Origin of the sequence: Streptomyces klenkii (genome assembly GCF_003626645.1) — a bacterium.
Lineage (GTDB): Bacteria > Actinomycetota > Actinomycetes > Streptomycetales > Streptomycetaceae > Streptomyces > Streptomyces klenkii.
This window is the reverse complement of the sequence record NZ_RBAM01000006.1, coordinates 244,441-270,239: the sequence shown is the minus strand read 5'-3', so window position 1 is coordinate 270,239 and position 25,799 is coordinate 244,441. Positions and strand designations below refer to the sequence as shown.

Annotated in this window: 3 protein-coding genes (1 of these 3 running past the window's edge); all 3 read left to right on the top strand. The window is 76.5% G+C overall.

The window, feature by feature from the left end:
- Tightly spaced (each overlapping or abutting the next), the 3 genes in view from D7231_RS16630 to D7231_RS16620 form a layout consistent with a single transcriptional unit that may run on beyond the window.
- A protein-coding gene (locus tag D7231_RS16630) for an SDR family NAD(P)-dependent oxidoreductase (protein WP_120756238.1) crosses the window boundary here: on the top strand, positions 1–1,792 show its final stretch. It extends 11,444 nt beyond the left edge of the window; the window shows 1,792 of its 13,236 coding nt (coding positions 11,445–13,236); its start codon lies off the left edge, out of view; it ends in the stop codon at positions 1,790–1,792.
- Positions 1,789–6,459 (top strand): non-ribosomal peptide synthetase, encoded by a 4,671-nt coding sequence (locus D7231_RS16625; protein WP_120756237.1) that lies wholly within the window; start codon positions 1,789–1,791, stop codon positions 6,457–6,459. Before D7231_RS16630 ends, D7231_RS16625 begins: the two co-directional genes overlap by 4 nt.
- A complete protein-coding gene (locus D7231_RS16620) occupies positions 6,459–25,799 on the top strand; it encodes an SDR family NAD(P)-dependent oxidoreductase (RefSeq protein WP_120756236.1) in 19,341 nt (6,446 codons plus the stop codon). The genes D7231_RS16625 and D7231_RS16620 overlap by 1 nt, the downstream gene beginning before the upstream one ends.

Below are 25,799 nucleotides of genomic sequence, written 5' to 3'. Positions count from 1 at the left end.
CGTCGACATGAGCCAGGCCGACATGCTGAGCCCCGACGGCCGCTGCCGCACCTTCGACGCGAGCGCCAACGGCATCGTGCGCGCCGAGGGCGTCGGCGTGGTGGTGCTCAAGCGCCTCGACGCGGCGATCGCGGACGGCGACGTCATCCACGGCGTCCTGCGCGGCAGCGCGGTCAACCACGGCGGCCGCACCAACTCGCTGACCGCCCCCAACCCGGACGCCCAGGCCGCCTGCATCGTCAAGGCGCACCGCCGGGCCGGGGTGGACCCGCGGACCGTCACGTACGTCGAGACGCACGGCACCGGCACCGAACTCGGCGACCCGGTCGAGGTGGAGGGCCTCAAGACGGCGTTCGCGGAGCTGTACGCCGACCACGGTGCCGAGTGCGGGGAAGCACACGTGACGCTGGGCGCGGTGAAGACCAACACCGGCCACCTGGAGGCGGCCGCGGGCGTCACCGGCCTGATCAAGGCCCTGCTCGCGATGCGGCACCGGGAGATCCCCGCGAACCTGCACCTGGACACCCTCAACCCGCACCTGCGCCTCGGCGGCAGCCCGCTGCGGCTGCCGGACGGGCGCGAGCCCTGGCGCCGGGTCCGCACGCCCGACGGGGCCGAGGCCCCGCTGCGGGCCGGAGTGAGCTCCTTCGGCCTGGGCGGCGTCAACGCCCACCTGGTCGTGGAGGAGTACGGCGAGGAGGTGCCCCCCGCGCCGTCCGGCGCCCAGGTGTTCGTCCTGTCGGCCAGGGACGCGGAGCGGCTGCGCGGCTACGCGCGGCGCCTGGCCCGCTGGGCCGCGGACCACGAGGACGTCTCCCCGGCCGCCCTCGCCCACACGCTCCAGACCGGCCGCGAGGAGTTCTCCGAGCGCCTCGCGATCGTCGCCGGCTCGCTGCGCGCGCTGGTGGCGGGCCTGGAGGCCTGGCTGTCCGGTGACGGCGCCGCCGGCGTGTTCACCGGGGACGGCTCGGACGCCACCACGGCGCTGCTGCTGGAGGGCGCCGAGGGCCGCCGCTACCTGCGGTCCGTGGTGGACGCCGGCCTGCTCGACAAGGTCGCCCGGCTGTGGGTCGGCGGCGCGCCGATCGACTGGGCGGAGCTGTGGCAGGGCGCGGCCCCGCGCCGCGTCCCCGCACCGACCTACCCGTTCGCACGGGAGAGCTACTGGCTGACCCCCGGCCCCCGGTTCGACGCCGTCCAGGCCGCCGAGGCGGGCCTGGTCGACGGTGCTGCCGAGGACCGCGACGCGGCCGCCGTACCCGCCGAGCCCGCCCGGCAGGCCGAGGCCGTGCAGGTCGAGCACGCCAGGCCCGCCGAAGCCGCCGAGCCCGTACGGCCCGCCGAGCCCGCCGCGCCCGTGGCGGCCGCGCCGCCCGCCGGCACCGGCCCGGAGGCCGCCGTGCGCGAGCACGTGCGCGGGCTCCTGGCCGCGCACCTGGGCATGCGGCCCGACCGGCTGCCCGTGGACCGGGTGCTGTCGGACGCCGGAGTGGACTCGCTGGGCCTGCGCCGGCTGAGCCGCCGCCTCGGCGCCGACTACGGCGTCGAGATCCCCGCGCGCATGTTCGGCGTGGCCCAGACGGCGCGCGCCGTGGCCCGCGCCGTGTTCGAGGCGTACGGGCCCCTGCCGGGGCGCGAGGAGACCGCACCGGCCCCCGTACCCGCGCAGGCGACCGCGAAGGCCCCGGAGCAGTCCGGGGACAGGATCGCGGCCCTGCTGACCGGTCTGCGCGACGGATCCGTGCGCGTGGACGACGCGCTGGCCGCACTGAAGGGAGGGACGGGCCGATGAGTACCGAACTGCGCGAACTGCTGGCGGCCATCGCCGCCGGAGAGATGTCCGACGACGTGGCGGAGCTCGTGCTGCGCGGGCTGGCCGAGCCGTCGCCCGCACGGGAGCAGGCACCGGCGGGCGAGCCGGAGCCGGAGCCCGGGCCGGGCCCGTACCCGCTCAGCCGCGGACAGGCGGCGCTGTGGGCGATCCACGCGGACAACCCGCGGGCGTCCTCGTACAACCTCCCGCTGGGCCTGTGGCTCGGCGACGGCGTCGACCCCGGCCGGCTGGCCGAGGCGCTGGCCGCCGTGGTGCGCCGGCACCCCGGGCTGCGCATCGCCGTCCGGCTCGGCGCCGGCGGGCCGGAGCAGGAGATCACCGACCGCCCCGCGGAGGTGACCCGGCTGGACCTCCGCCACGTCACCGACGGCGAATTCGCCGTCCGCCTGCGGAACCTGATCAGCCGTCCGTTCGACCTCGAACACGACGCGCTGCACCGGATGTGGCTCGTCGCGGCCCCCGGCGGCGGCACCCTGCTGCTCCTGGTCTTCCACCACCTGATCACCGACGGTGTCTCCAGCCACCTCCTGCTGCGCGACATCGTCGCCTGCCACGAGGCGCTCGCCGCGGGACGGCAGCTGCCGGCCGCCGAACCCGCCGCCCCGTACGCCGAGTTCGTGCGCTGGCAGCGGGCGATGCTCGCGGGCCCGGAGGCCCGGGAACACCGCGCGTGGTGGCTCGACCGGCTGACCGGCGCCTCGACCGCGCCCGTGCTGGAAGCGATCGCCGACCGCCCCCGGCGCGCCCCCGCCGCGCACGACGAGGGCGCGATGGTGCAGCTGCGGCTCTCCGAGGCGACCTGGAGCGCGGTCCGCGACACCGCCCGCGCGGCCCGGCTGACCCCGTTCAGCGTCGTCCTCGGCGCCTTCGCCGCCCTGTTGCACCGGCACTCCGGGCACCGCGACATCAGCGTCATGGTGCCGACCGACGGCCGCCCCTCGCAGCGCTTCGACCGCACCGTCGGCTACCTGATCAACCCGGTGGTGCTGCGCCTGGACTGCGACCCCGGCCGGAGCTTCACCGCGCTCATGGACGCCGTCCACGCGCGGATGGCGGAGGCCGAGGACCACGCCGCCTACCCGTTCGCGTCCGTCGTCGACGACCTGCGCCGCACCTCCGACGCCGGAGCGGGCTTCGACATCGGCTTCTACATGCAGCAGGGCGTCGGCGGCGACCAGGACATGGCGGCCGGGCAGACCGTCTTCCGGGACGCGCTCGACCTCACCCAGGAGGGCGAGAACGACCTCGTCGTCGAGGTGGTCGTGCGCGGCCCCGGCGCGCTGGTGTACGTCAAGTACGACCCGGCGCGCTTCGACCGCTCCACCGCCGAGCGGCTGGCCGAGCACTACCGGCTGCTGCTGGAGGCCGTGACGGCCGACCCCTCGCGGCGCGTCGGCGACGTCGAACTCGCCACCGCCGCCGAGCGCGGTGCGGTCGAGCGGGCCAACGCCACCCGCCGCGAACGGCCGCGCGACGTCACCGCCGCGGGCCTCGTCCTCCGGCAGGCGGAGCGCACCCCGGAGCGCACCGCGGTGGCCGACGCCGAGGAGTCGCTGACCTACGCCGGGCTCGCCGGGCGCACCCACGCCCTCACCCGGGCGCTCACCGGCCGCGGCGTGCGCCCCGGCGACGTCGTCGGCGTCCTCGTGGGCCGCCGGGCCGCGCTTGTCGTGACCCTGCTCGCGATCCAGGCCGCCGGCGCCGCCTACGTCCCCCTGGACCCGGACTTCCCCGCGGCCCGGCTCGCCCACATCGCCACCGACGCGGGCCTCGCGGCCGTGGTCCTCGACCCGGACCTGGCCGGCCGGCTGCCCGAGGGCACGCCCGGCGTCCGCATCCCCCTGACCGGCCGGGAGACGGCGGCTCCCGCCGCCCCGGTCGCCCGCCGCGACGGCGACCTCGCGTACGTGCTCTACACGTCCGGGTCGACCGGCGAGCCCAAGGGCGTCGAGGTCAGCCACGGCAACCTCGTCAACCTGCTCGACTCGACGGCCGACAGCCCCGGCTGCGCCGAGGGTGACACGCTGCTGGCCGTGACCACCGCGGGCTTCGACATCTCGGGCCTGGAGCTGCTGCTCCCGCTGACCCGCGGCGCCACCGTCCGCATCGCGCCCTCGGAGGCGCTGCGGGACGGCTTCGCGCTGGCCGAGCTGATCGGCGCGTCGGGCGCCACGATCGTCCAGGCCACCCCCGCCACCTGGGAGATGCTGCTGCACGCCGGCTGGACGGGACGCGTGCGCAGGATCCTGTGCGGCGGCGAGGCGATGACGCCCGAGCTCGCCGGCCGGCTCCTGGACCGGTGCGACGAGCTGTGGAACATGTACGGCCCGACGGAGACGACCATCTGGTCCTCCGCGCAGCGCGTGCGCCGCAACGCCCCCGTGACCGTGGGCACCCCGATCGCCAACACCACCTTCCGTACCGCCGGCCCCGGCGGCGCCCCCGTGCCGTTCGGTGCCGTGGGCGAGCTGCTGATCGGCGGCGACGGCGTCGCCCTGGGCTACCGCGGCCGCCCGGAGCTGACGGCCGAGCGCTTCGTCGAGGACCCGGCGACCGGCGAACGGCTCTACCGCACCGGCGACCTGGCCCGCTGGACGCCCACCGGCGAGATGCTGGTGCTCGGGCGGGCCGACCGGCAGGTGAAGCTGCGCGGCCACCGCATCGAGCTCGGAGAGGTCGAGGCCGCGGTCCGGAGCACCGGCGAGGTCGGCGACGTCCGCGTGGTCGTGCGCGAGGAACTGGCCGGGCACCCGCAGCTCGTGGCGTTCGTGACGGGCGGCGCGGACGCGGCGTCCGCCGTCCGGCGGATCGCGGACCGGCTGCCCGACTACATGGTTCCCTCCCGCACCGTGGCCCTGGAGCGGTTCCCTCTGACCCCCAACGCGAAGGTCGACACCGGTCCGCTGACGGCGCTGCCCCTCGACGAACTGGTGCGCCGCTTCGGCCACGGCGGCGGCCCGGCCGCCGGACCCGTGGCCGGGCCGGCCGCGGCGGCGCCCGCGCGGCCCGCGGCGCACGCCGGTGACCTCGTGACCTGGTTGCGCGAGACGACGGCGGGGGTCGCCGGGGTGCCGGCGCAGAACATCCCCGTGGACCGGCCGCTGGGCGAGGCGGGCTTCGACTCGATCGGCTTCACCCGGCTGGCGGTGGCACTGCGGGAACGTTTCGGCATCCCGGTGCGGCCGACGGTCTTCTACGCCCACCCGGACCTCACCTCGCTCGCGGCCCACCTCCGCGAAGCCCACCCCGGAGCGTTCACCCCGGCCGCCCCGTCCCCGTCCGCGGCCGTGGTCTCCGTGGCACAGGCGGGCGCGCCGGCCCCGTCCGCCGCGGCGGACGGCTACCCGCCGGTGGCGATCGTCGGCATCGGCGGCCGCCTGCCCTCCTCCGCCGGCCTGGAGGAGTTCTGGGAGCACCTCGCCGTCGGACGCGACCTGACCCGGCCCTACCCGCTGGAGCGCGGCTTCTCCGACCGGGTCTTCCCCGAGCGCTTCCGCGGCTCCTACGTCGACGACGTGGACGCCTTCGACGCCCAGCTGTTCCGCATCTCGCCCCGCGAGGCGGCGCAGATGGACCCGCAGCAGCGGCTGCTGCTGCACGCGGCCCACGAGGCCGTCCTGGACTCGGGGCAGGTCCCGGCGGCGCTCGCGGGCAGCCGCACCGGCGTCTTCGTCGGCCTCAGCGGCGCGGACTACCTGAGCCTGCTCGGCCCCGGCTCCCCGGAGATGGGCGACCACTTCCTGATCGGCAACGTCGCCTCGATCGCGGCCAACCGCATCTCGTACGTCTTCGACCTGCACGGCCCCAGCGCCGTCTTCGACACGGCGTGCTCCAGCTCGCTCGTCGCCGTCCACCGCGCGGCCCGCGCGCTCCAGCAGGGGGACTGCGAGCTGGCCCTGGCCGGCGGAGCGAACCTGCTGCTGTCCCCGCACGGGTTCACCGGGCTGCGCCGCGCCGGGATGCTCAGCCCCGACGGCCGCTGCAAGACGTTCGACGAGCGCGCCGACGGCTACGGCCGGGGCGAGGGCGTGGTGCTCCTCGCGCTGAAGCTGCTGGACCGCGCGCTGGCCGACGGAGATCCGGTGCACGGCGTGCTGATCGGCTCGGCGGAGAACCACGGCGGGCACACCCACTCGCTCACCGTGCCCAACCCGCAGGCGCAGCGCGAGGTCGTCCTCGCCGCGCACCGGGCCGCCGCGGTGGCGCCCGACACCATCGGCTACATCGAGGCCCACGGCACCGGGACGCCGCTCGGCGACCCGATCGAGATCGACGCCCTCAAAGAGGCGTTCGGCCGGCTGTACGGGGACTGGGGCATCCCGGTCGCCCCCGCGCGGACGGGCGTCGGCTCGGTCAAGACGAACATCGGCCACCTGGAGGCCGCGGCCGGGGTCGCCGGCATCGTGAAGGTCCTGCTGGCGATGCGTCACCGCACGCTCCCCGGCCTGGTGGACCTGCGCGCGACCAACCCTGAGATCGACCTCTCGGGCAGCCCCTTCCGGATCCAGTCCGGACGGCAGGCATGGGAAACACCCGACGGCGCGCCGGCGAGGGCCGGCGTCAGCTCGTTCGGCATGGGAGGCAGCAACGTGCACGTGGTAGTGGAAGAGGCGGGAAAGCGCTGATGAGCCGCAACACCGAGGACAGGACCGCTCGACTGGTCGTGCTGTCGGCCGAGGGCCGGGAACAGCTCGACCGGTACCGGGCGGAACTGTCGGACTGGCTGGACGCCCACCCGGCGGCTTCCCTCGACAGCATCACGCACACGCTGCAAACCGGCCGCGAGGCGCTCCGGGAGCGGCTCGCCGTGGTCGTGACGGACGTCGCGGAGCTCGCCGCACGCCTGCGCGACGGCGACGGCGTCGTGACCGGCACGGCGTCCGCAGCCGCGGACGCGCCCGCCGCCGGCCCGGCCCGTACGGACGACCCGGCCGAGGCCGCCCGCCTGTGGGTCGCGGGACAGGACGTCGTCTGGCCGGAGCTGCCCGGCGGCCGCCCCGCCCGGCTCTCCCTGCCCCGCCCGCCCCGGCCCTCCCGCCGCTACTGGATCAGCCCGCCCGCCGCCCTGGCCGACGGACCGGCCGAACGACTGCTGACGGGCAACGAGTTCTACCTGCGCGACCACGCCCTGGGCCGGGTCCGCATCCTGCCCGCCGTCGCCGCCCTGGAGTTCGCGGTGGCCGCCGCGGACCGGCTCGGGCACGGCCGCGCGACCGGCATCGTCAACGTCCTGTGGGCCCGCCCCGTGCTCGTCGAGGACGAGCCCGTGCGCGTGCGCCTGGACCTCCGGCAGGCCGCCGACGGCGTGTCCTACGAGGTCCGGCAGGTGGACGGGAGCGCCGACGGCGCGCTGTGCTCCACCGGCACGCTCCGCTTCGACGCCGGGCAGGAGGCTCCGCTCCTCGACCTGGAGGCCGTCCGGGCCCGGCTGCCCCGCACGTCGACGGCCGACGAGTGCTACGCGGTCTTCAGCGCGCTCGGCGGCGGCTACGGCCCCAGCCTGCAAGGGCTGCGGTCGGTGCGGTCCGCGCCGGGCGAGGCCCTCGCGCACGTCGCGGTGCCGGAGGCCGCGGACGCCCCCTTCACCGACTTCACCCTGCACCCGTCCCTGCTGGACGCGATGCTCCAGGCCTGCCTGTGGACCGACGAGGACCCCGCGGCCCCGCGCGCCCGGCAGCTGCCCTTCTCCCTGGACGCCGTCGACATCTTCGGCCCGCTGCCCGAGCAGGGCTACGTGCACGCCGTCGCGACCCCGGCCGGCCACGACGTGGCCCTCGCTGACGCGCAGGGCCGCGTGTGCGTGCGCTTGCGCGCCGTCGTCACCCGCGCCGTGGCCGGTGCCGCCGGCCTCGACGCCACCGTCGCCGCGCACCTGCTCGTCCAGCGGTGGCAGGACGCGCCGGCGCCGGCCGCCGGCGGCCCGCTCGCGCGCACGGTGCTGCTCGGCGACGCGACGCTCCCCGGCGCCGGGCGTTCCACCGAGGACGCCGTCTTCCCGTGCGGCGAGGAACTCCTCGTCGTCCGCGCCGTGGACGGCGACCCGCTGCCCGGCCTGCTGAAGCTCTTCCGCTCCTGGTCGGCGCAGCCGGCCCCGCAGCCGGTGCGGGTGCTGCACCTGTTCCGCCCGGCCGGTACGGCTGAGGACGCGCGGGTCTACGCCCTGGACGGCTTCGGGCGTGCCCTCGCCAACGAGCACCCCGACTTCCGGGTCGCCGTGATCGACACCGGTGACGCCGACCCGGCGACGGCCGTCGCGGCCGAGGCGCGCGGCGCCCACGAGTTCCGGGTCCGCTACACCGCCGACGGTCGCCGGCAGGTGCTCCGGTGGGAGGGCATCGAGCCGGCCCCGGCACCGCTCGCTCCGCACGGCACCGTGCTCGTCACCGGCGGCGCCGGAGCCCTGGGCCGCCACCTCGTCGCCCACCTGGGCGGCACCGCCCGCTACGTCCTGACGGGCCGTTCGGCCCACGCCGACCTCGCGGACCTGCGCGCCGCCGGTCTCGACGTGCACTACCTCCCGGCGGACCTCGGCGCTCCCGGCGCCGCGGCCGGCCTCGTCGAGCGCGTCCACGCCGCGTTCGGACCGATCCACGGCGTGCTGCACCTCGCCGGGACGACCCGCGACGCGCTGCTGGTCCGCAAGACCGACGAGGAGACCGCGGCCGTCCTCGGGCCCAAGGTGCGCGGCACCCTGGAACTCGACGAGGCCACGGCCGGCGACCCGCTCGGCTTCTTCGTCGCGTTCTCCTCCATGTCCGGAGCCGCCGGCAGCCCCGGCCAGACCGACTACGCCTATGCCAACCGCTTCCTCGACGCCTTCGCGCAGTGGCGGCGCGCGAGCGACCGGCCGGGCCGCAGCCTGTCCGTCCTCTGGTCGCTGTGGGCCGACGGCGGCATACGCGTCGACACCGACGAGGCGACCGCTGCCCGGATGGCCCGTCAGGTGGGGCTGGTGGCCATGCCGACGGACGCGGCGCTGGACGCCTTCGACCGGGCGCTCGGCCACGACGGCGACCACGTCCTGGTCGCGCACGGCAACCTCGCGCGGCTGCGCCAGGTGCTCGACGCCCCGGCGCCGGAGCCGTCCGCTCCGTCCGCACCCGCCGCTGCCTCCGCCTCTTCCGCCCCTGCTGCTCCTTCCGCGCCGGTGGGCACGGAACGCCCGGTCGCGGCCATGGCCGAGGACTTCCTGCGCGGAGTGCTCGCCACGGTCTTCGAGTTCCCCCCGGAAGAGATCGAACCCGGCGTCGCCTTCGAGCAGTTCGGCATCGACTCGCTCCTGATCATGGATCTGACCCGGCGGCTGGAGGACGACTTCGGCTCGCTGCCGAAGACGCTGTTCTTCGAGTACCAGAACCTGCGCGACCTCGCCGCCTGGTTCACCGAGCACCACGGCGCCCGGATCACGGAGCTCGCGGCACCGGCCGCCTCGCCCGCACCGGCGGCCGTGACGGAGCCCGCGCCCGCGGCCACGCCCGCCGTCACCCCCGCTCCGGCTCCGGCCCCCGCCGCCCCGGTTTCCTCCGCCCCGGCCCCCTCCGCCTCCGGCCCCGTGCCCATCGCCATCGTCGGCGTCGCCGCACGGTTCGCCGGGTCGGACACCCTGGAGGAGTTCTGGGCCAACCTGCGAGCCGGCCGCGACCTGGTCACCGAGATCCCGGCCGACCGCTGGAACTGGCGTGACTACGACCGGGCAACGCCCGCGGACCAGGCCGCCCCGTACAGCCGGTGGGGCAGTTTCCTGCACGGCATCGACAAGTTCGACCCGCTCTTCTTCGGCGTGTCGCCCCGCGAGGCGGAGATCATCGACCCGCAGGAGCGGCTGTTCCTCCAGACGGCCTGGCACGCCATGGAGAACGCCGGCCGCACCCGCGCGGACCTGCGCACGCACCGCGTCGGCGTGTACGTGGGCGCGATGTACGGGCTCTACCAGCTCCACGAGGCCGAGGACGGCCGGATCGGCGCCTCGTCCCACGCCTCCATCGCCAACCGCGTCTCCTACACCCTGGGCCTGACCGGCCCCAGCCTGGGCGTCGACACCATGTGCTCGTCCTCGCTGACCGCGATCCACCTGGCCGTGCGCGACCTGCGCTCCGGCGACACCGACATGGCCCTCGCGGGCGGCGTCAACCTGCACGTCCACCCGTACAAGTACCGCTTCCTGGGCCAGGGCGGCTTCACCTCCAGCGACGGCCTGTGCCGCAGCTTCGGCGCCGACGGCGACGGCTACGTCCCCGGCGAGGGCGTCGGCGCGGTGCTGCTGCGCCCGCTGGCCGACGCCCTGCGGGACGGCGACCACATCCACGGCGTCATCCTCGGCTCCAGCGTCAACCACGGCGGCCGCACCAACGGCTTCACCGTCCCGAACCCCGTCGCCCAGGGCGACCTGGTCGGGCAGGCGCTGCGCGAGGCCGGCGCCGACCCGGCGTCGCTCGGCTACCTGGAGGCCCACGGCACCGGCACCGCCCTCGGCGACCCGGTGGAGATCCGCGGCCTGGCCCGCGCCCTGGGTGCGTCCGGACTGGCGCCGCGCAGCCTGCCCATCGGCTCGGTCAAGTCCAACGTCGGGCACCTCGAATCGGCCTCCGGCATGGCCGGCCTGTGCAAGGTCCTGCTCCAGATGCAGCACGGCGAGCTCGTGCCGTCCCTGCACGCCGACCCGCTCAACCCGAACATCGACTTCGACTCGACCCCGCTGCGCGTGCAGCGCGAGCTCGCCCCCTGGCCGCGGCCGGGCAACGCCCCCCGCAGGGCGGGCCTGAGCTCCTTCGGCGCGGGCGGGGCCAATGCCCACCTCGTCATCGAAGAACACCTGGAGGACCGCGCGGTGCACACCACCGGGCCGCAGCCGTCGTCCGGCGACGAGACGGGGCCGTGGCTCTTCCCGCTCTCCGCCCGGGCGCCCGAGCGCCTGCCCGTCCTGGCTGCCCAGCTGGCGGACGCCCTGGAGAGCCAGCCGCAGCCGCGCCTCGCCGACGTGGCGTTCACCCTCCAGCAGGGCCGGGAGGAGTGGGCCGACCGCATGGTCGTCGTGGCCTCCACCGTCACCGAGCTGGTGGCCCGCCTGCGCGGCGCCGGCACCGAGGGCGTCTGGACCGGCAGTGCCCGCGGCCGGGCCGCCGCCCGCGCCGCGGCGCCGGCGAGCGACGCCCCGGCCGACATCGCCGCGGCCTGGGCCGCCGGCGCGACTGTCGCGTGGCCGCGGAACGGCGGCCGGCGCGTGCCGCTGCCGGGCTACCCCTTCGAGGAACTGCGCTGCTGGCTCACCGACACCATCTGGTCGCCGCCCGCACGGACCGCGGCCGGCCCGGCCCACCCGCTGCTGGACGAGGTCGACCCGGCCGGCAGCCTCGACGGACTCACCTACCGGACGGTCTTCGGACCGGAGCACCCCTACATCGACGGGCACCGCGTCGGCGAGACCCGCCTGCTGCCCGCCGCGGCCGTCCTGGAGATGGCCCGCGGAGCCGCCGAGGCGGCGGGCGCGGGAGCGCAGCTCCGCCTTGCCGGCGTGCGCTGGCTGCGTCCCTTCGTGGTGGAGGGCACCGAGCGCTCGGCCCGGATCCGGCTGCGCCGCGGTGACACCGGCCTGACGTTCGACCTGCTGGACGACTCCGGCGACCTGCTCGCCCAGGGCCGGATCGACACCCTCGCCGCGCCGGCCGCGGAGACGCTCCCGCTGGAGGCGCTCCGGGCCCGCATGACCCGCCACCACGAGGGCACCGCCCTCTACGCGGACCTCACCGCGGCAGGGCTCTTCTACGGCCCCGCCCTCAGGACCGTCGAGTGGATCGCCGCGGGTGACGGCGAGGCACTGGTGCGGCTGCGGATCCCCGCCGAGGCCGCCCCGTTCACCGGCTGCGCCCTGCACCCCTCGGCGGTCGACGGCGCCCTGCACGCGTTCGCGGTGCTGCGGGACCGCAGCGCCGGGCCCGCCATGGTGCCCTACGCCCTGACCGCCGCCGAGGTCCTCGCCCCGGTGACGGACCTCGCGTACGCCCACGTGACGACGGCCGGCACCGACCGCTACGACCTCACCCTCACCGACTCCGCCGGAGGCGTCCTCGCACGCCTGCGCGACCTGTCCCTGCGCCCCGCCCCCGGCACGGCCCCGCAGCAGGCCGCGGCGGCGGCCCCGGCCCTGATCCCGGCCGCCCCCGCGGCCGCCGGGGCCCCGGCCGACGACCTGATGTTCGTCCCGAGCTGGACCGCGCTGCCCGAGCGCCCCGCCCCCCTGCCCCGGGACCCGGCCGGCGGCACCACCTGGCTCGTGCGCGGACCGGAGTCCGCCGCCCTCGCAGCCGCTCTGACCCAGCGTCTGGGCGGCACGGTCGCCGAGGTGGACCCCGACCGGGTCGCCGACGCCGCCGGCCGCCCCGACCACGTCGTCCTGCTCGCCCCGCGGGCCGGCGCCCGCACCGACGACATGAGCGCCCTCGACACCGCGCAGGAGCAGGGCGTGCTCGCCCTGTTCCGCCTCGCCAAGATCCTCCAGCGGCTCGGCTCCTCGGTCCGGCTCACCGTCGTCACCGAGGACGCGCTCAGCACGGCCGGCGAGCCCGTCCGCAACCCGTTCGCGGCGGCCCTGCACGGCCTCGCCCTCTCACTGGCCCAGGAACACCCCCGGTGGCGGGTGGCCGTCGTCGACCGGTCGTCCGCCGACGAGCCGTCCGCGGACGTGCTCGACGTGCCCGCGGGCGGTCCGTACGCGCTGCGCCGCGGCGTGCTCCACCACCGCCGGCTCGTCCCGGCCGCGGCCACGCCGCCCGCGGAGCGCATCCGCCACGACGGCACCTACCTGATCCTCGGCGGGGCCGGCGGCATCGGCCTGGAGCTGACCGCGTGGCTCGTCCGCACCCACCGGGCCAAGGTCGTCCTGCTGGGCCGCAGCGAGCTGGACGCCGCGCGGCGCGAGCGCCTGCGTGCCATCGACCCGAGCGGAACGCTGGTCTCCTACCGGCGCGCCGACGCGACCGACCCCGCGGCGCTGCGTGACGCCGTCGCGTGGACGCGCACCACCCACGGTGCGCTGCACGGCGTCTTCCACGCCACGATCGTCCTGCGGGACCAGACCGTCGCCACCATGACGGAGGACACCTTCCGCTCGGTGCTGGAGGCCAAGACCCGCACCTCGGTGGCCCTGCACGCCGCGCTCGGCGCCTCGGCCGGCCTGGACTTCGTCCTGTTCTTCTCGTCCGCGGTGGCCCTCGCCGGCAGCGCCGGCCAGAGCAACTACGCGGCCGGGTCGACCTTCGAGGACGCCTTCGCCCACCACCTCGACGACGTGCTGGGCGCCCGGGTCGCCGTGATCAACTGGGGCTACTGGGGGACCGTCGGCATCGTCGCCGACGAGCGCAACCGCAGCCGGCTCGCGGCCGCCGGAATCCACTCGATCACCCCGGAGGAGGGGATGGCGGCCGTGCACGCCGTACTGGGACGCCCGGACCGCCAGGTCGTCGTGGTCAAGGCCGACGCCGCCGCCCTCGCCGCCGTCGGCGCGCAGCCGCGCACGGACGGCCCCGCGGACGGCGGGGCACCGGCGGACGACACCTCGCTGGTGCCGTCGCTGGCGGCGCTCCCGCCCGTCGCCCGCCTGCTCACCGAGGCCGACGACGCCCGCCTGACCGAGGTCATGTGCGGCTGGCTGTGGACGCTCTTCCGGCAGGAAGGCGCGTTCCTGACCGCGACCGAGGAGTGGACCTCCGCGGCCCTCGCCGAGCGCCTGCGCGTCGTCCCCGCGCAGGGCAGGCTCTTCGCCGAGCTCCTGCGGCAGCTGACCCTGTCGGGCTACCTGAACGACCGCGACGGGCGGTTCACCCCCGCCGGCCGCCCGGCCGCCGGGGACCCCGAGGGCGACCTCGTCGCGCTGTGCGAGGAGAAGCCGGCCCTCAACCGCTTCGACCGGCTGCTGCGCCCGTGCATGCAGAACCTGTTCGCTGTCATGCGCGGCACCGTCCGTGCCACCGACGTGATGTTCCCGGGCGGTTCGACCGCGCTCGTGGAAGGCGCCTACCGGGGCAGCCCGGTCGTCGACCGCGCCAACGAGCTCGTCGTCGGCGGCGTCCTGGACCACCTGACCGGCCACGACGGCCCGCTGACCGTCGTCGAGATCGGCGCGGGCACCGGAGGCACCACCGCGAGCGTGCTGCCCGCCCTCGCCGCCTCGGGCGCGGACGTCACGTACGTCTACACCGACATCTCCCGCGCCTTCCTCCAGCACGGACGCCAGCGCTTCGCCGAGGAGCACCCGTACGTCCGCTTCCAGCAGCTCGACGTCTCGGGCGACCCCGCGGCGCAGGGCTTTACGCCCGGCAGCGCCGACCTGGTCGTGGCCGCCAACGTCCTGCACGCGACCGCCGACCTGCTCGGCACCCTGCGCGCCGTGGCGTGGCTGCTCAAGCCCGGCGGTCGGCTGGTGCTCAACGAGGCCAGCAGCAACGTCCTGACGGCCACGCTCACCTTCGGCCTGCTCGACGGCTGGTGGCTGCACCGGGACGCCGAGCTGCGCCTGCCCGGCTCGCCGCTGCTCTCCGCGCCCGGCTGGCGCAGGGCCCTGGCGCTCGCCGGCTTCGCCCGCAGCCGCGCCCTGCCGGCCGACGAGGGCCTGACCCAGCACGTGGTGGTCGCGCACACGGCGCCGGACGCCGCGCCCGCGGCGGCCGCGCCCCCGGCCGGCGTCACGGCAGCCGCCGCGCCGGCGCGTGCCGAGGAGCCGGTGCGCACCGGCGGGCCCGCTCGTTCCGCCGAGCCGCCGGTGCCCTCCGGCGGGGATGCCGAGGCACTGGCCGCGGCCGCCCAGGAGTACGTGAAGGACGCCTTCGAGCGGATCCTCCAGGTGCCGCGCGACCGGCTCTGGCTCGATGAGACGTACGAGAACTTCGGCGTCGACTCGCTGACCGTGCCCCAGATCGTGGACGTGCTCTCCGAGCGCATGGGGGAGCTGCCCGCGACCCTGCTGTTCGAGTACCCGACGATCCGCGAGATCGCCGGCCACCTGGCCGACCGGCACGCCGACCGCGTGCGCGGCCTGCTGCCCGAGGCGCCCGCGCCCGCGGCGGCCCCGGCCGTGCGGGTCGCCGAGCGGGCTCCGGAGGAGTCCCGCACCGCGGCCGACCAGCGCATCGCCGTCGTCGGCATCGCGGGCCGCTACCCCCTGGCCGACGATCCGGACGCGTTCTGGGCGAACCTGCGCGCCGGCCGCGACTGCGTGCGCGAGGTGCCCGCCGACCGGTGGGACCACCGGGCCATGACCGAGGCGGACGGGCACAAGCCCGGCCGCTGGGGCGGCTTCCTCGACGGCATCGACGAGTTCGACCCCCGCTTCTTCCAGATGTCGCTGCGCGAGGCCGAGCTCACCGACCCGCAGGAACGGCTCTTCCTCCAGACCTCCTGGCACGCCCTGGAGGACGCCGGCTACACCCGGGCGCGCCTGCGCGGCAGCCGCGTCGGCGTGTACGTGGGCGTCATGTACGGGCACTACCAGCTCTTCGAGGACGAGCGGGGCCTCGCGGGCGGCATGGGGTACGCCTCCATCGCCAACCGGGTCTCGTACTTCTTCGACTTCCACGGGCCGAGCCTGGCGATCGACACCATGTGCTCGTCGTCGCTGACGGCCATTCACCTCGCCTGCGAGGCCCTGGCGGCCGGGCACGCGGACTACGCGCTCGCCGGCGGCGTCAACCTCGCCCCGCACCCGCGCAAGTACCGCCAGCTCGCGGCCGGCGGGTTCACCGGCGAGAGCGGCCGCTGCCGCAGCTTCGCGGCCGACGGCGACGGCATGGTGCCCGGCGAGGGCGTCGGCGCCGTCCTGCTCAAGCCGCTGGCGGCCGCCGAGCGCGACGGCGACCGGATCCTCGGCGTGATCCTCGGCAGCGCCGTCAACCACGGCGGCAAGACCGGCGGGTTCGCCGTGCCGAGCCCGTCCGCCCAGGGCGAGGTCATCGCCGAGGCCCTGCGGCGGGCCGGCGCCGAGCCGGCCGGCGTGTCGTACGTCGAGGCGCACGGCACCGGGACCGCGCTGGGCGACCCGGCCGAAGTGGCCGGACTGTCCCGGGCGTTCGGCGACCTGCCGGCCGGCTCGGTCGCGATCGGCTCGGTGAAGTCCTCCGTCGGCCACCTGGAGTCGGCCGCGGGCATCGCCGCCCTCACCAAGGTGCTGCTCCAGATGAAGGCCCGCGAACTGGCGCCGTCGCTGCACGCGGAGACCCTCAACCCGGCCGTCGACTGGAACTCCGTGCCGTTCCGCGTCCAGCGCGACCTCGCGCCGTGGCAGGCCGCAGGCCCGCTGCGCGCCGGCATCAGCGCCTTCGGCGCGGGCGGCTCCAACGCCCACCTCGTGGTGGAGGAGTACCGCGAGGACGCCCGCAGCGGCGCCACCTCAGGACCGGCCGTCTTCCCGTTCTCCGCACGCGACGCGGAAGGGCTGCGCGGCGTCATCGAGCGGACGCTCGCCTGGCTGCGCACCTCGGCCCCCGGCGTCACCCCCGAGGACATCGCCGCCGCCGCGGGCGTGCCCGTCACGGCGGTGGACGAACCGCTCGACGAGCTGGGGCTCGACCCGGCCACGATCGTGCGGCTGATCGGCCTCGGCGACGCCGTGCGGCCGGGAGCCGTGCACAGCGGCACAACCCTGCGCGAGCTGGCCCGCCGGGCCGGCGGCACCGGTGACGTGGACCTCCTCCGCCTCGCCTACACCCTGCAGACCGGCCGGGAGGCCATGGCCCACCGGTTCGCCGTCGCCGCGCGCTCGGCCCGCGAACTCACCGACGCCCTCGACGCCTTCCTCGCCGGCCGGCCCACCGGGCACACCGCCGTCGTCACGGCGGAGCCCGGTGCGGCCACCGTGCCCTCCCCGGCCGACCCGGACGGCGTCGCGCGCCGCTGGGCCGGCGGCGAGGTCGTCGACTGGGCCGCCGCCTACGACGGCCCGGTGCGCCCGCTGTCCCTGCCCGGCTACCCGTTCGCCCGCACCCGCTGCTGGATCGACGCCGTCACCCCGGCGGCGCTCCCGGCGGGCGCGGCCCAGGCCGCCCCGCCCGCCCGTGCGGAGGACGGCCGGACGCTCGACGCAGTGCTGCGCCTGCTGGGCACGGTCAGCGGCTACCCGGTCACCGACCTCGACCCGGCGGGCTCCTTCCACGAGCACGGCCTGGACTCCCTGAGCCTGATCCGGCTCGCCGACGAGGTCTCGAACGCCTTCGGCGTGTCCACCGGCCCCGACCAACTGCTCGCCACCCCCTCCCCGGCCGCGCTCGCCGCGTGGCTGGAAGCCGAACACCCCGCCGCCGCGGCCGCCGCGGCGCCGGCGGCCGAGCCCGCTCCCGCCGGGCCCGCCCCGGCCGCCGACGACCCGGTCGTGATCGTCGGCATGGCCGGCACCCTGCCCGGCGCACGGGACCTGGACGCGTTCTGGGCCGCCCTCCAGCGCGGCGGCGACCTCTTCAGCGAGGTGCCCGCCGACCGCTGGGACAGCCGTGCGCACTACGGCGACCCGGCGCAGCACCCCGACCGCACCCGCGTCACCCGGGCCGGCTTCATGCCGGACACCGACCGCTTCGACCCGCTGTTCTTCGGCATCTCGCCGCGCGAGGCCCGCTGGATGGACCCGCGGCAGCGGATGCTGCTGCGCACGGTGTGGGCGGCGCTGGAGGACGCGGGCATCGACCCGGCCCGCCTCGCCGGAACCGACACCGGGCTCTTCGTCGGCGTCGGCTCCTCCGAGTACGCCGAGCTGGTGCAGCGCTCCGGCACGGCCACCGACGCGTACTCCTCGACCGGTCTGACCCCGTCGATGCTGGCCAACCGCATCTCCTACCACCTGGACCTGCGAGGCCCCAGCGAGCCGGTCGACACGGCCTGCTCCAGCTCGCTCGTGGCGCTGCACCGCGCCGCCGAGGCGCTGCGGCTCGGGCACTGCGACACGGTCGTCGCCGGCGGCGTCAGCCTCATGCTGTCGCCCGTCACCTTCGCCTCCCTCGAACGGGCCGGGATGCTCAGCCCGGACGGCGTGGGCAGGGCCTTCGACAAGGACGCCGCGGGGTACGTGCGCGGCGAGGGCGTCGGCGCCGTCGTCCTCAAGCGGCTCAGCCGCGCCCTGGCCGACGGCAACCCGGTCCTCGCCGTGCTGCGCGGCACCGCCGTCAACCACGGCGGCCGCTCCAACTCGCTGACGGCCCCCAACCCGCGGGCCCAGGCCGAGGTCATCGTGCGGGCCCACCGCGAGGCGGGCGTCGACCCCGCCACGATCGGCTACATCGAGACGCACGGCACCGGCACGGTCATCGGCGACCCCGCCGAGACCAACGGCCTGCGTCAGGCGTTCACCGAGCTCTACCGCGACTGGGGCCACCAGGCACCGGCCGCTCCGCACTGCGCCCTGGGCGCACTGAAGAACACCATCGGCCACCTGGAGCCGGCGGCGGGCATCGCCGCCGTGCTGCGCGTCCTGCTGTCCATGCGGCACGGGCGGATCACCGGCGACCCGCACGGCCCGGAGCTCAACCCCCACCTGGCCCTGGACGGCACGCCGTTCGAGGTCGCGGTGGACGGACGGACCTGGGAGCCCGCCGCGCCCGGCGTGCCGCGCCGCGCCGGCGTGAGCTCGTTCGGCTACGGCGGGGTCAACGCCCACGTCGTGCTGGAGGAGTACCCGGCCGACGAGCCGGCCCCGGCCGCCGGCTGGGCCGTCGTCACCCTCTCCGCCCGCACCCCCGAGCAGCTGCGCGCCTCCGCGCAGGCACTGGTGGACGCCCGGGACACCTGGGCCCACGACCTCGCCGGCACCGCTCACACGCTCCAGGCCGGCCGCACGGAACACGCCGAACGCCTGGCGTTCGCCGCGGACTCCGGCGAGCACGCGGTGGCCACGCTCCGCCGGTTCCTCGCCGGAGACCTCTCCGGCCTCCACCTCGGCCACGTCGACCGGCACGCCGACCGCGCGCCGTTCGACGGCCACGGCGACGAGGAGACCGCCGCGGCCTGGGTGCGCGGCGCGACCGTCGACTGGTCCGCCCGCACGACGGGGACGCCGAAGCTGCGCTCCCTGCCGCCGTACCCCTTCGCCGCCGAGCGCCACTGGTTCACCGACGGCGCCTCCACCGCGCCCGCCGCTCCTGCCGGCCCCGGGGACGAGCCGCTGCCGGCTGCTGCCGGCACGGCCGCGCCCGTCAGCCTCTTCGCCGCCGAGTGGGTGGCCGAGGCCGTTCCGGCCGCCGCGCCGCACGCCGGGCGGGTGCTGGTGTTCGGCGACCTGCCGGTGCCCGGCGCCGTCCACGTACGGGCCGGGTCCGCGTACGCGGACGACGGCTCCACGATCACGATCCGCCCCGGCGAGCCCGAGGACTACGTCCGGCTGCTCGCCACGCCGGCGGACCGGATCGTGCACCAGTGGCCGCTGACCGAGCCGGACCGCCAGGACCTCGGCTTCGAGTCCGTGTTCCTGCTCGTACGGGCCATGACGGCCGCGGCCTCCCGCGCCGCGGCACGCATCCAGGTCCTGGCGCCCGAGGGCGCCGCGGCCGAGGCGTGGGGCGGGTTCGACGCGTCGCTGCGCGCCGCCCTCCCCGGCACGGCCTTCGGCGTCGTGCACGTCGCCGGCCGGGTCGGAACGGACGCCCTGCTCGCCGAGGTGGCGGCCGGGCGGCTCTCCGGTGCCGCGGTGCGCCTCTCGGCCACCGGCCGCACCGTGCGCGTGCTCACGGAGACCGCCGCCCTCCCCGTCACGGACTCGCCCCTGCGTCCGGGCGGCGTCCACCTGGTGACCGGCGGCGCGGGCGGCCTCGGCCTCCTGCTCGTCCGCACGCTGCTGGCGCGCGGCGCCCGGGTGGCCGTCACCGGCCGGTCCTCCGCCGAGGACCGCGCCGGGGAGCTCGCCGACCTGCGCGCGCTCGGAGACGTCCGGTACTACCAGGCGTCCGTGGACGACCCCGCCGCCATGGCCCACGTCGTGGCGGACGTCAAGGACGAGTGGGGCGCCCTGCACGGCGTCTTCCACCTCGCCGCCACCGCCTCGCGCACCCCTCTGCCGGACAAGGACGTCGAGGAGTTCCGCGCCCACCTGCGGGCGCGCTTCGAGGGCACGCGCGTGCTCGACGAGGTGACCCGCGACGAACAGCTCGATGTATTCGTCCTGTACTCGTCCCTGGCCGGGCTGCTCGGCGACTACGGGCTCGTCGACTACGCCGTCGGCGCCCGCTTCCTCGACGGCTTCGCCGAGGAGCGCGAGATCCTGCGCCGGGCGGGCCGCCGCAGCGGGCGGACGGTCTCGGTCGACTGGCCCATGTGGCGCGCCGGAGGCATGCACGTGGACGCCGACGACGAGCGCCGCTACCTCGCCGGCACCGGCTTCCGCTACCTGGAGGCCGGCGAGGGCGAGCGGCTGCTCGACCTCGTGCTGCGGCTGGACCGCCCCCAGGTCGCCGTCCTGCCCGGCGAGCCCGGGCGGATGCGCGAGCGCGTCGAGGCGATGCGGATCCGCGAGAGCGAGCCCGCGGTCCGCACGCCGCAGCCCGTGGCCCCGCAGCCTGCCCGGCAGGCCGGCGCGGCACCGGCCGGCCTGACCGGCCGGCTGCGGACGATGGTTGCCGGACTCGTCGGCCTCGCACCGCGGGACCTCGACCCGGAGGCCGGGTTCGGCGAGTACGGCCTGGACTCCTTCGGGCTCCAGTCCCTGTCCGTGGCCCTGGAGGAGCGCTACGGCGTCTCGGTGCCGACGACGACGCTGTTCGGCGCCAACACGGTCGAGAAGCTGGCCCGTCACCTGCTGTCGGAGCACCCCGGCCTGCTGGAGCACGACGCGCACCCGGCGGCCGTGCCCGCCGCCACGGCCGTAGAGCCGGCCGTGGCCGCGCCCGCGGTGACACCCGCCGACGGCGACGCCGTCGCCATCATCGGCATGTCCGGTCGTTTCCCCGGCTCGCCCGGGCTGGAGGCCTTCTGGCGGAACCTCGCCGAAGGGCGTGACCTGATCACCGAGACGCCCGCCGGCCGGTGGGACTGGCAGGAGGTCTCCCGGCGCTTCGGCGGCACCGCGCGCTGGGGCGGCTTCCTGGACGACGTCGACCGCTTCGACCCGCGGTTCTTCAAGCTCTCGCCCGCCGAGGCCGAGGTCATGGACCCGCAGCACCGCCTGTTCCTCGAACAGACGTGGGCGGCGCTGGAGGACGCCGGCTGCCGGCCCGACCGGCTCGCCGGCCACCGGGTCAGCGTCTTCGCGGGCGTGCAGTTCAACGACTACGAGACGATGGTCCTCCGGGGCGAGCGGGTGAACCCCCACGCCGGCACCGGGCTGGCGCGGACCATGCTGGCCAACCGCATCTCGTACCTGCTGGACCTCAAGGGCGCCAGCGAGAGCGTCGACACCGCCTGCTCCAGCTCCCTGGTGGCGCTGCACCGCGCCGTGCGCGCCCTGCGCAGCGGCGAGAGCGAGATGGCCGTCGCCGGCGGCGTCAGCCTGGTGCTGACGCCGCAGACCGTCGTCGCCGGCAACCAGCTCGGCGTGCTCGCCCCCGACGGCCGCTGCAAGGCGCTGGACGCGCGGGCCGACGGCTACGTCAAGGGCGAGGGCGTCGGCGTGGTCATCCTCAAGCCGCTCGCGCGCGCCCTCGCCGACGGCGACCGGGTGCACGCGGTGATCCGCGGCAGCGCCGTCAGCCACGGCGGCCACGCCTCCTCGCTGACCGCCCCCAACCCCCTGGCCCAGGCCGACCTGCTGGTCGACGCCTACCGGGACGCCGGGGTACCGGCCGCGACGCTGTCCTACGTCGAACTCCACGGCACCGGCACCGCGCTCGGCGACCCGGTCGAGATCGACGGACTGACCCGCGCCCACCGCACCCTGGCGGACGGACCGGCCACCCCGTGCGGCATCGGCACCGTCAAGAGCAACATCGGTCACCTGGAGCCCGCCGCGGGCATCGCCGGCGTCATCAAGGTCGTGCTGGCCATGCGCCACCGGACGCTGCCGCCGACGCTGCACCTGAAGCAGCTCAACCCGCTGATCGACCTCACCGGCACGCCGTTCCGGCCCGTGCTGGAGGCCACCCCGTGGGAGCCCGCGGACGCCGGCGGCGCGCCCCTGCCGCTGCGCGCCGGGGTCAGCTCGTTCGGCTTCGGCGGGGTCAACGCCCACGTCGTCCTGGAGGAGGCGCCCGCCGCGCCGGCCTCCGTCGCCACGGACCGCGAGGCCGAGGAGGTGTTCCTGCTCTCCGCCCGCGACGAGGACGCCCTGCGCCGGTACGCGGCGGCGACGGTGGAGTTCCTCGGCGGCGAGGACGTCCCGCCGCTGGCCTCGCTCGCCCGCACCTCCCGGACCGGACGCGTCCCCATGGCGGTGCGCCTCGCGGTGGTCGCCCGCTCGACCGGGGACCTGCGCGCGCAGCTGGCCGCCTTCCTCGACGGCGGCCGTGCACACGGCGGCGCGGACGGCGACCACGGGTGGCTGTCCGAGCCGGAGGGCGCGAGCTACCTGGAGCGCCTGGTCCGCGAGGGACGGCTCGACCGTCTCGCGCAGCTCTGGCAGGAGGGCGCCGACATCGACTGGAGCGCCCTGCGCACCGACCGGGCGCCGCTGACCTCCATGCCCACCTACCCCTTCGCCCGCGAGCGGCACTGGCTCCCGGCCGCCGCCCCCGCGGACGTACGGCAGGACCGGCAGGCGGGCTCCTCGGGCTCCCAGGACTCTTCCCTGCTGCTGGTCAAGGACTGGGAGGCCGCCCCGCTGCCGCAGGCCGAACTGCCGGGCAGGCTCATGGTCCTCGTCGGTCCGGAGACCGACCCCGGCGCCGCCGCGGCCTTCGGGCCCGGTGCCGTCGTGGTCCGGCTCGGCGAAGCCGGCAACGGCGACGGCGACGACGCCGCCCGCGCGCGGATCGTGGAGTCGGCCGGCCGGGTGGACGCCGTGATCGACCTGGCCGACGCCTCGGCCGTGCCGGTCGCCACCGTGACCGCCGACCCGTTCCGGATCGCGCTGCTGCGCGACCTCGTCGGCGCGCACCGCACCCGCGGCCTCGCCTACCTGCACCTGACCCGCGGCCTCACGACGTTCCGCACCGAGCAGCCGACGCTGCGCGGCGCCGCGTTCGCGGGCCTCGTCAGGATGCTCACGGCCGAGTACCGCGGCGTCTTCGCCCGCACCCTCGACCTCGACACCCTGACGCCCGCCGCCGTGCGGTCGGCGGCCGCCGCCGAACTCGCGGCGACCGACCCGGTGACCGAGGTCTGCGTCCGGGCGGGGGAGCGGCACCGTCCGGTGCTGCGCCCGGCCGCCCCGGCCCCGGCGTCCGCCGACTGGTCGGCGGACCTGGCCGGCCGGACCGTCGTCATCACCGGCGGCACGGGCGCGCTCGGCCGGCTGGTCGCGGCGCGGCTCGTCGAGCGGGGAGCCGACCGGCTCGTCCTGCTCGGCCGCTCGCCGATGCCCGCCCGCGACGCGTGGCCGGCGCTCCTCGCCGACCCCGGCACCGACGCGGCCCTCGCGGCGCGCCTGCGCGACCTCGTGGCGCTCGAACGCCCCGGCGTGCGGGTGACGATCGAAGCCGCCCCGTCGGACCGGATCGCCGAGGTCCTCGACCGGGTCCGGCAGCGGACCGGCCCGATCGCCGGGATCGTGCACTGCGCCGGGCTCGGCGTCATGCGCGACCCCGCCTTCGTCGGCAAGCGGATCGAGGACGTCCAGCAGGTGCTCGAACCCAAGACGACCGGCCTCCAGGCCGTCCTGGACGCGTGTGCGAACGACCCGCTGCGCTTCGTCGTGCTGTACTCGTCCATCGCCGGACAGGTGCCCGCGCTGGCCGTGGGCATGAGCGACTACGCGCTCGCCAACTCCGCGCTCGACCGCGTCGCCGCGTACCGGGCCGCCACCGGCGGACCCGTCGTCAGGTCGCTGCAGTGGCCCAGCTGGCAGTCCGCCGGCATGCCCGAGGTCGACACCCCGGCCTACCGGGACCTGGGCCTGCGGACCCTCGACCCGGAGACGGGGCTCGCCCTCCTGGACCGGGCCATGAGCGGGAACGACCCGGTCGTCCTGCCGTGCGTCGTGGACGCCGCGCGCTTCGACGCCGCCGCGCTCCTCGCGGTGCCGGCGCCCGGCCGCAAGGCCGCCGCGCCCGCCGTAGCCGCCCCCGCGGCCGCCGCGCCCGCAGCCCCGGCCGGAACCGGCCTGGTCCGGAAGGTGACCGAGGTGCTCGCCTCGACCCTCCGCATGGACGCGGCGAAGATCGGACCGGACGAGGACTTCGCCGACCTGGGCGTGGACTCGATCATGGTCGCCCAGATCCTCGCCGCCCTGGAGCGCGAACTCGGCGTCGTCGCGGAGCCGTCGGCCGTTCTGGAGAACCCGACCGTGACGCTCCTCGCGGCGGCCCTGCGGGACGAGGTCCCGGACGCCGCGCTCGCGGAGCCGGCCCCGGAGCCGGTCGTCGCGACGGCCGTCGTAGCCCCCGCGGCCTCGCCGGAAGCGGCGCGGGTCCCGGAGACGGCGCGTGACGAGGACGGCGCCATCGCCGTCGTCGGCCTCGCCGCGCACTTCCCCGGCGCGTCCGACCACCGGGCGTTCTGGCGGAACCTCGTGTCCGGGACGGATTCCGTGACCGAGGTGCCGGCGTCCCGCTGGGACGCGGACCGCCTGTGGCGGCCGGTGGCGGAACCCGGCACCACCGTCAGCAAGTGGGGCGGCTTCCTCGACGGCATCGAGGACTTCGACCCGGAGTACTTCCGCCTCGACCCGGCCGCGGGCCCGCACGTCGACCCCCTGGTGCGGCAGGTCCTGGAGACCGGTGCGGAGTGCCTGGCCGACGCCGGGCTCACGCCCGAGGAGGTCGCGGGCCGGCGCGTCGGCGTCTTCGCGGGCGCCCGGAGCGCGAACTTCGGTGCCCACCACGGCGCCGCCGGGCCGCACTCGATCAGCGGCATGGCGCAGAACTTCATCGCCGCGCAGCTGTCGCACTACCTCGACCTGCGCGGGCCGGCCGTCGTCGTCGACACGGCCTGCTCCAGCGCGCTCGTCGCGGTGCACCTGGCCGCACGCAGCCTGCGGACGGGGGAGTCGGACCTGGCGTTCGCCAGCGGCGTCGACATCCTCCTCGACGAGGTGCCGTTCGTCGGCATGAGCGGTGCGGGTGCGCTCTCCCCGACCGGCCGCTGCCGTACGTTCGACGAGCGGGCCGACGGCATCGTCCTGGGCGAGGGCGCCGGCACGATGCTGCTCAAGCGCCTGGCCGACGCGGTGCGCGACGGCGACCGGATCTACGCGGTCATCGAGGGCAGCGCCGTGAACAACGACGGCCGCACCATGGGCATCACCACCCCCAACCCGCGGGCGCAGAAGGACGTCATCGAGGCGGCCTGGGCCGACGCCGGGGTCTCCCCGGACCGGATCGGTTACGTGGAGGCGCACGGCACCGGCACCATGATCGGTGACCCGATGGAGCTGAAGGCGCTCACCGAGGCGTTCCGCGGCTCCACCGACGCGATCGGATTCTGCGGCGTCGGCAGCGTGAAGACCAACATCGGGCACACCCTCAGCGCCGCGGGCATGGCCGGGCTGATGAAGGTCGTGCTGTCGGTCCACCACGCGCAGCTGCCGCCGACGCTGCACTGCGAGACCCTCAACCGGCGCTTCCGGTTCGACGAGTCGCCGCTGTTCCCCGTGCGGGAGCCGCGCGCGTTCCCCGGACGCGACGGGACGCGCCGCGGCGCCGTCAGCTCCTTCGGGTTCGGCGGCACCAACGCGCACATGGTGGTGCGTCAGGCGCCGGACGAGCACGTGGCGACGCGCTCGCCGCTGGACCCGCCCCGCTACCGGCGGCGCCGGTTCTGGTTCGACGCCCCTGCCGAGGCGCCCGCCCACCCGCCCGTCGGAGCGTCCGCCGACGCGCACGCCGACGCGCCCGCACCAGCGCCCGTGGAAACCGGCCGCCCCGCCGCGGCGGCCGAACCGCCCGCGCCGTTCTTCGAGCTCGAGTTCTAA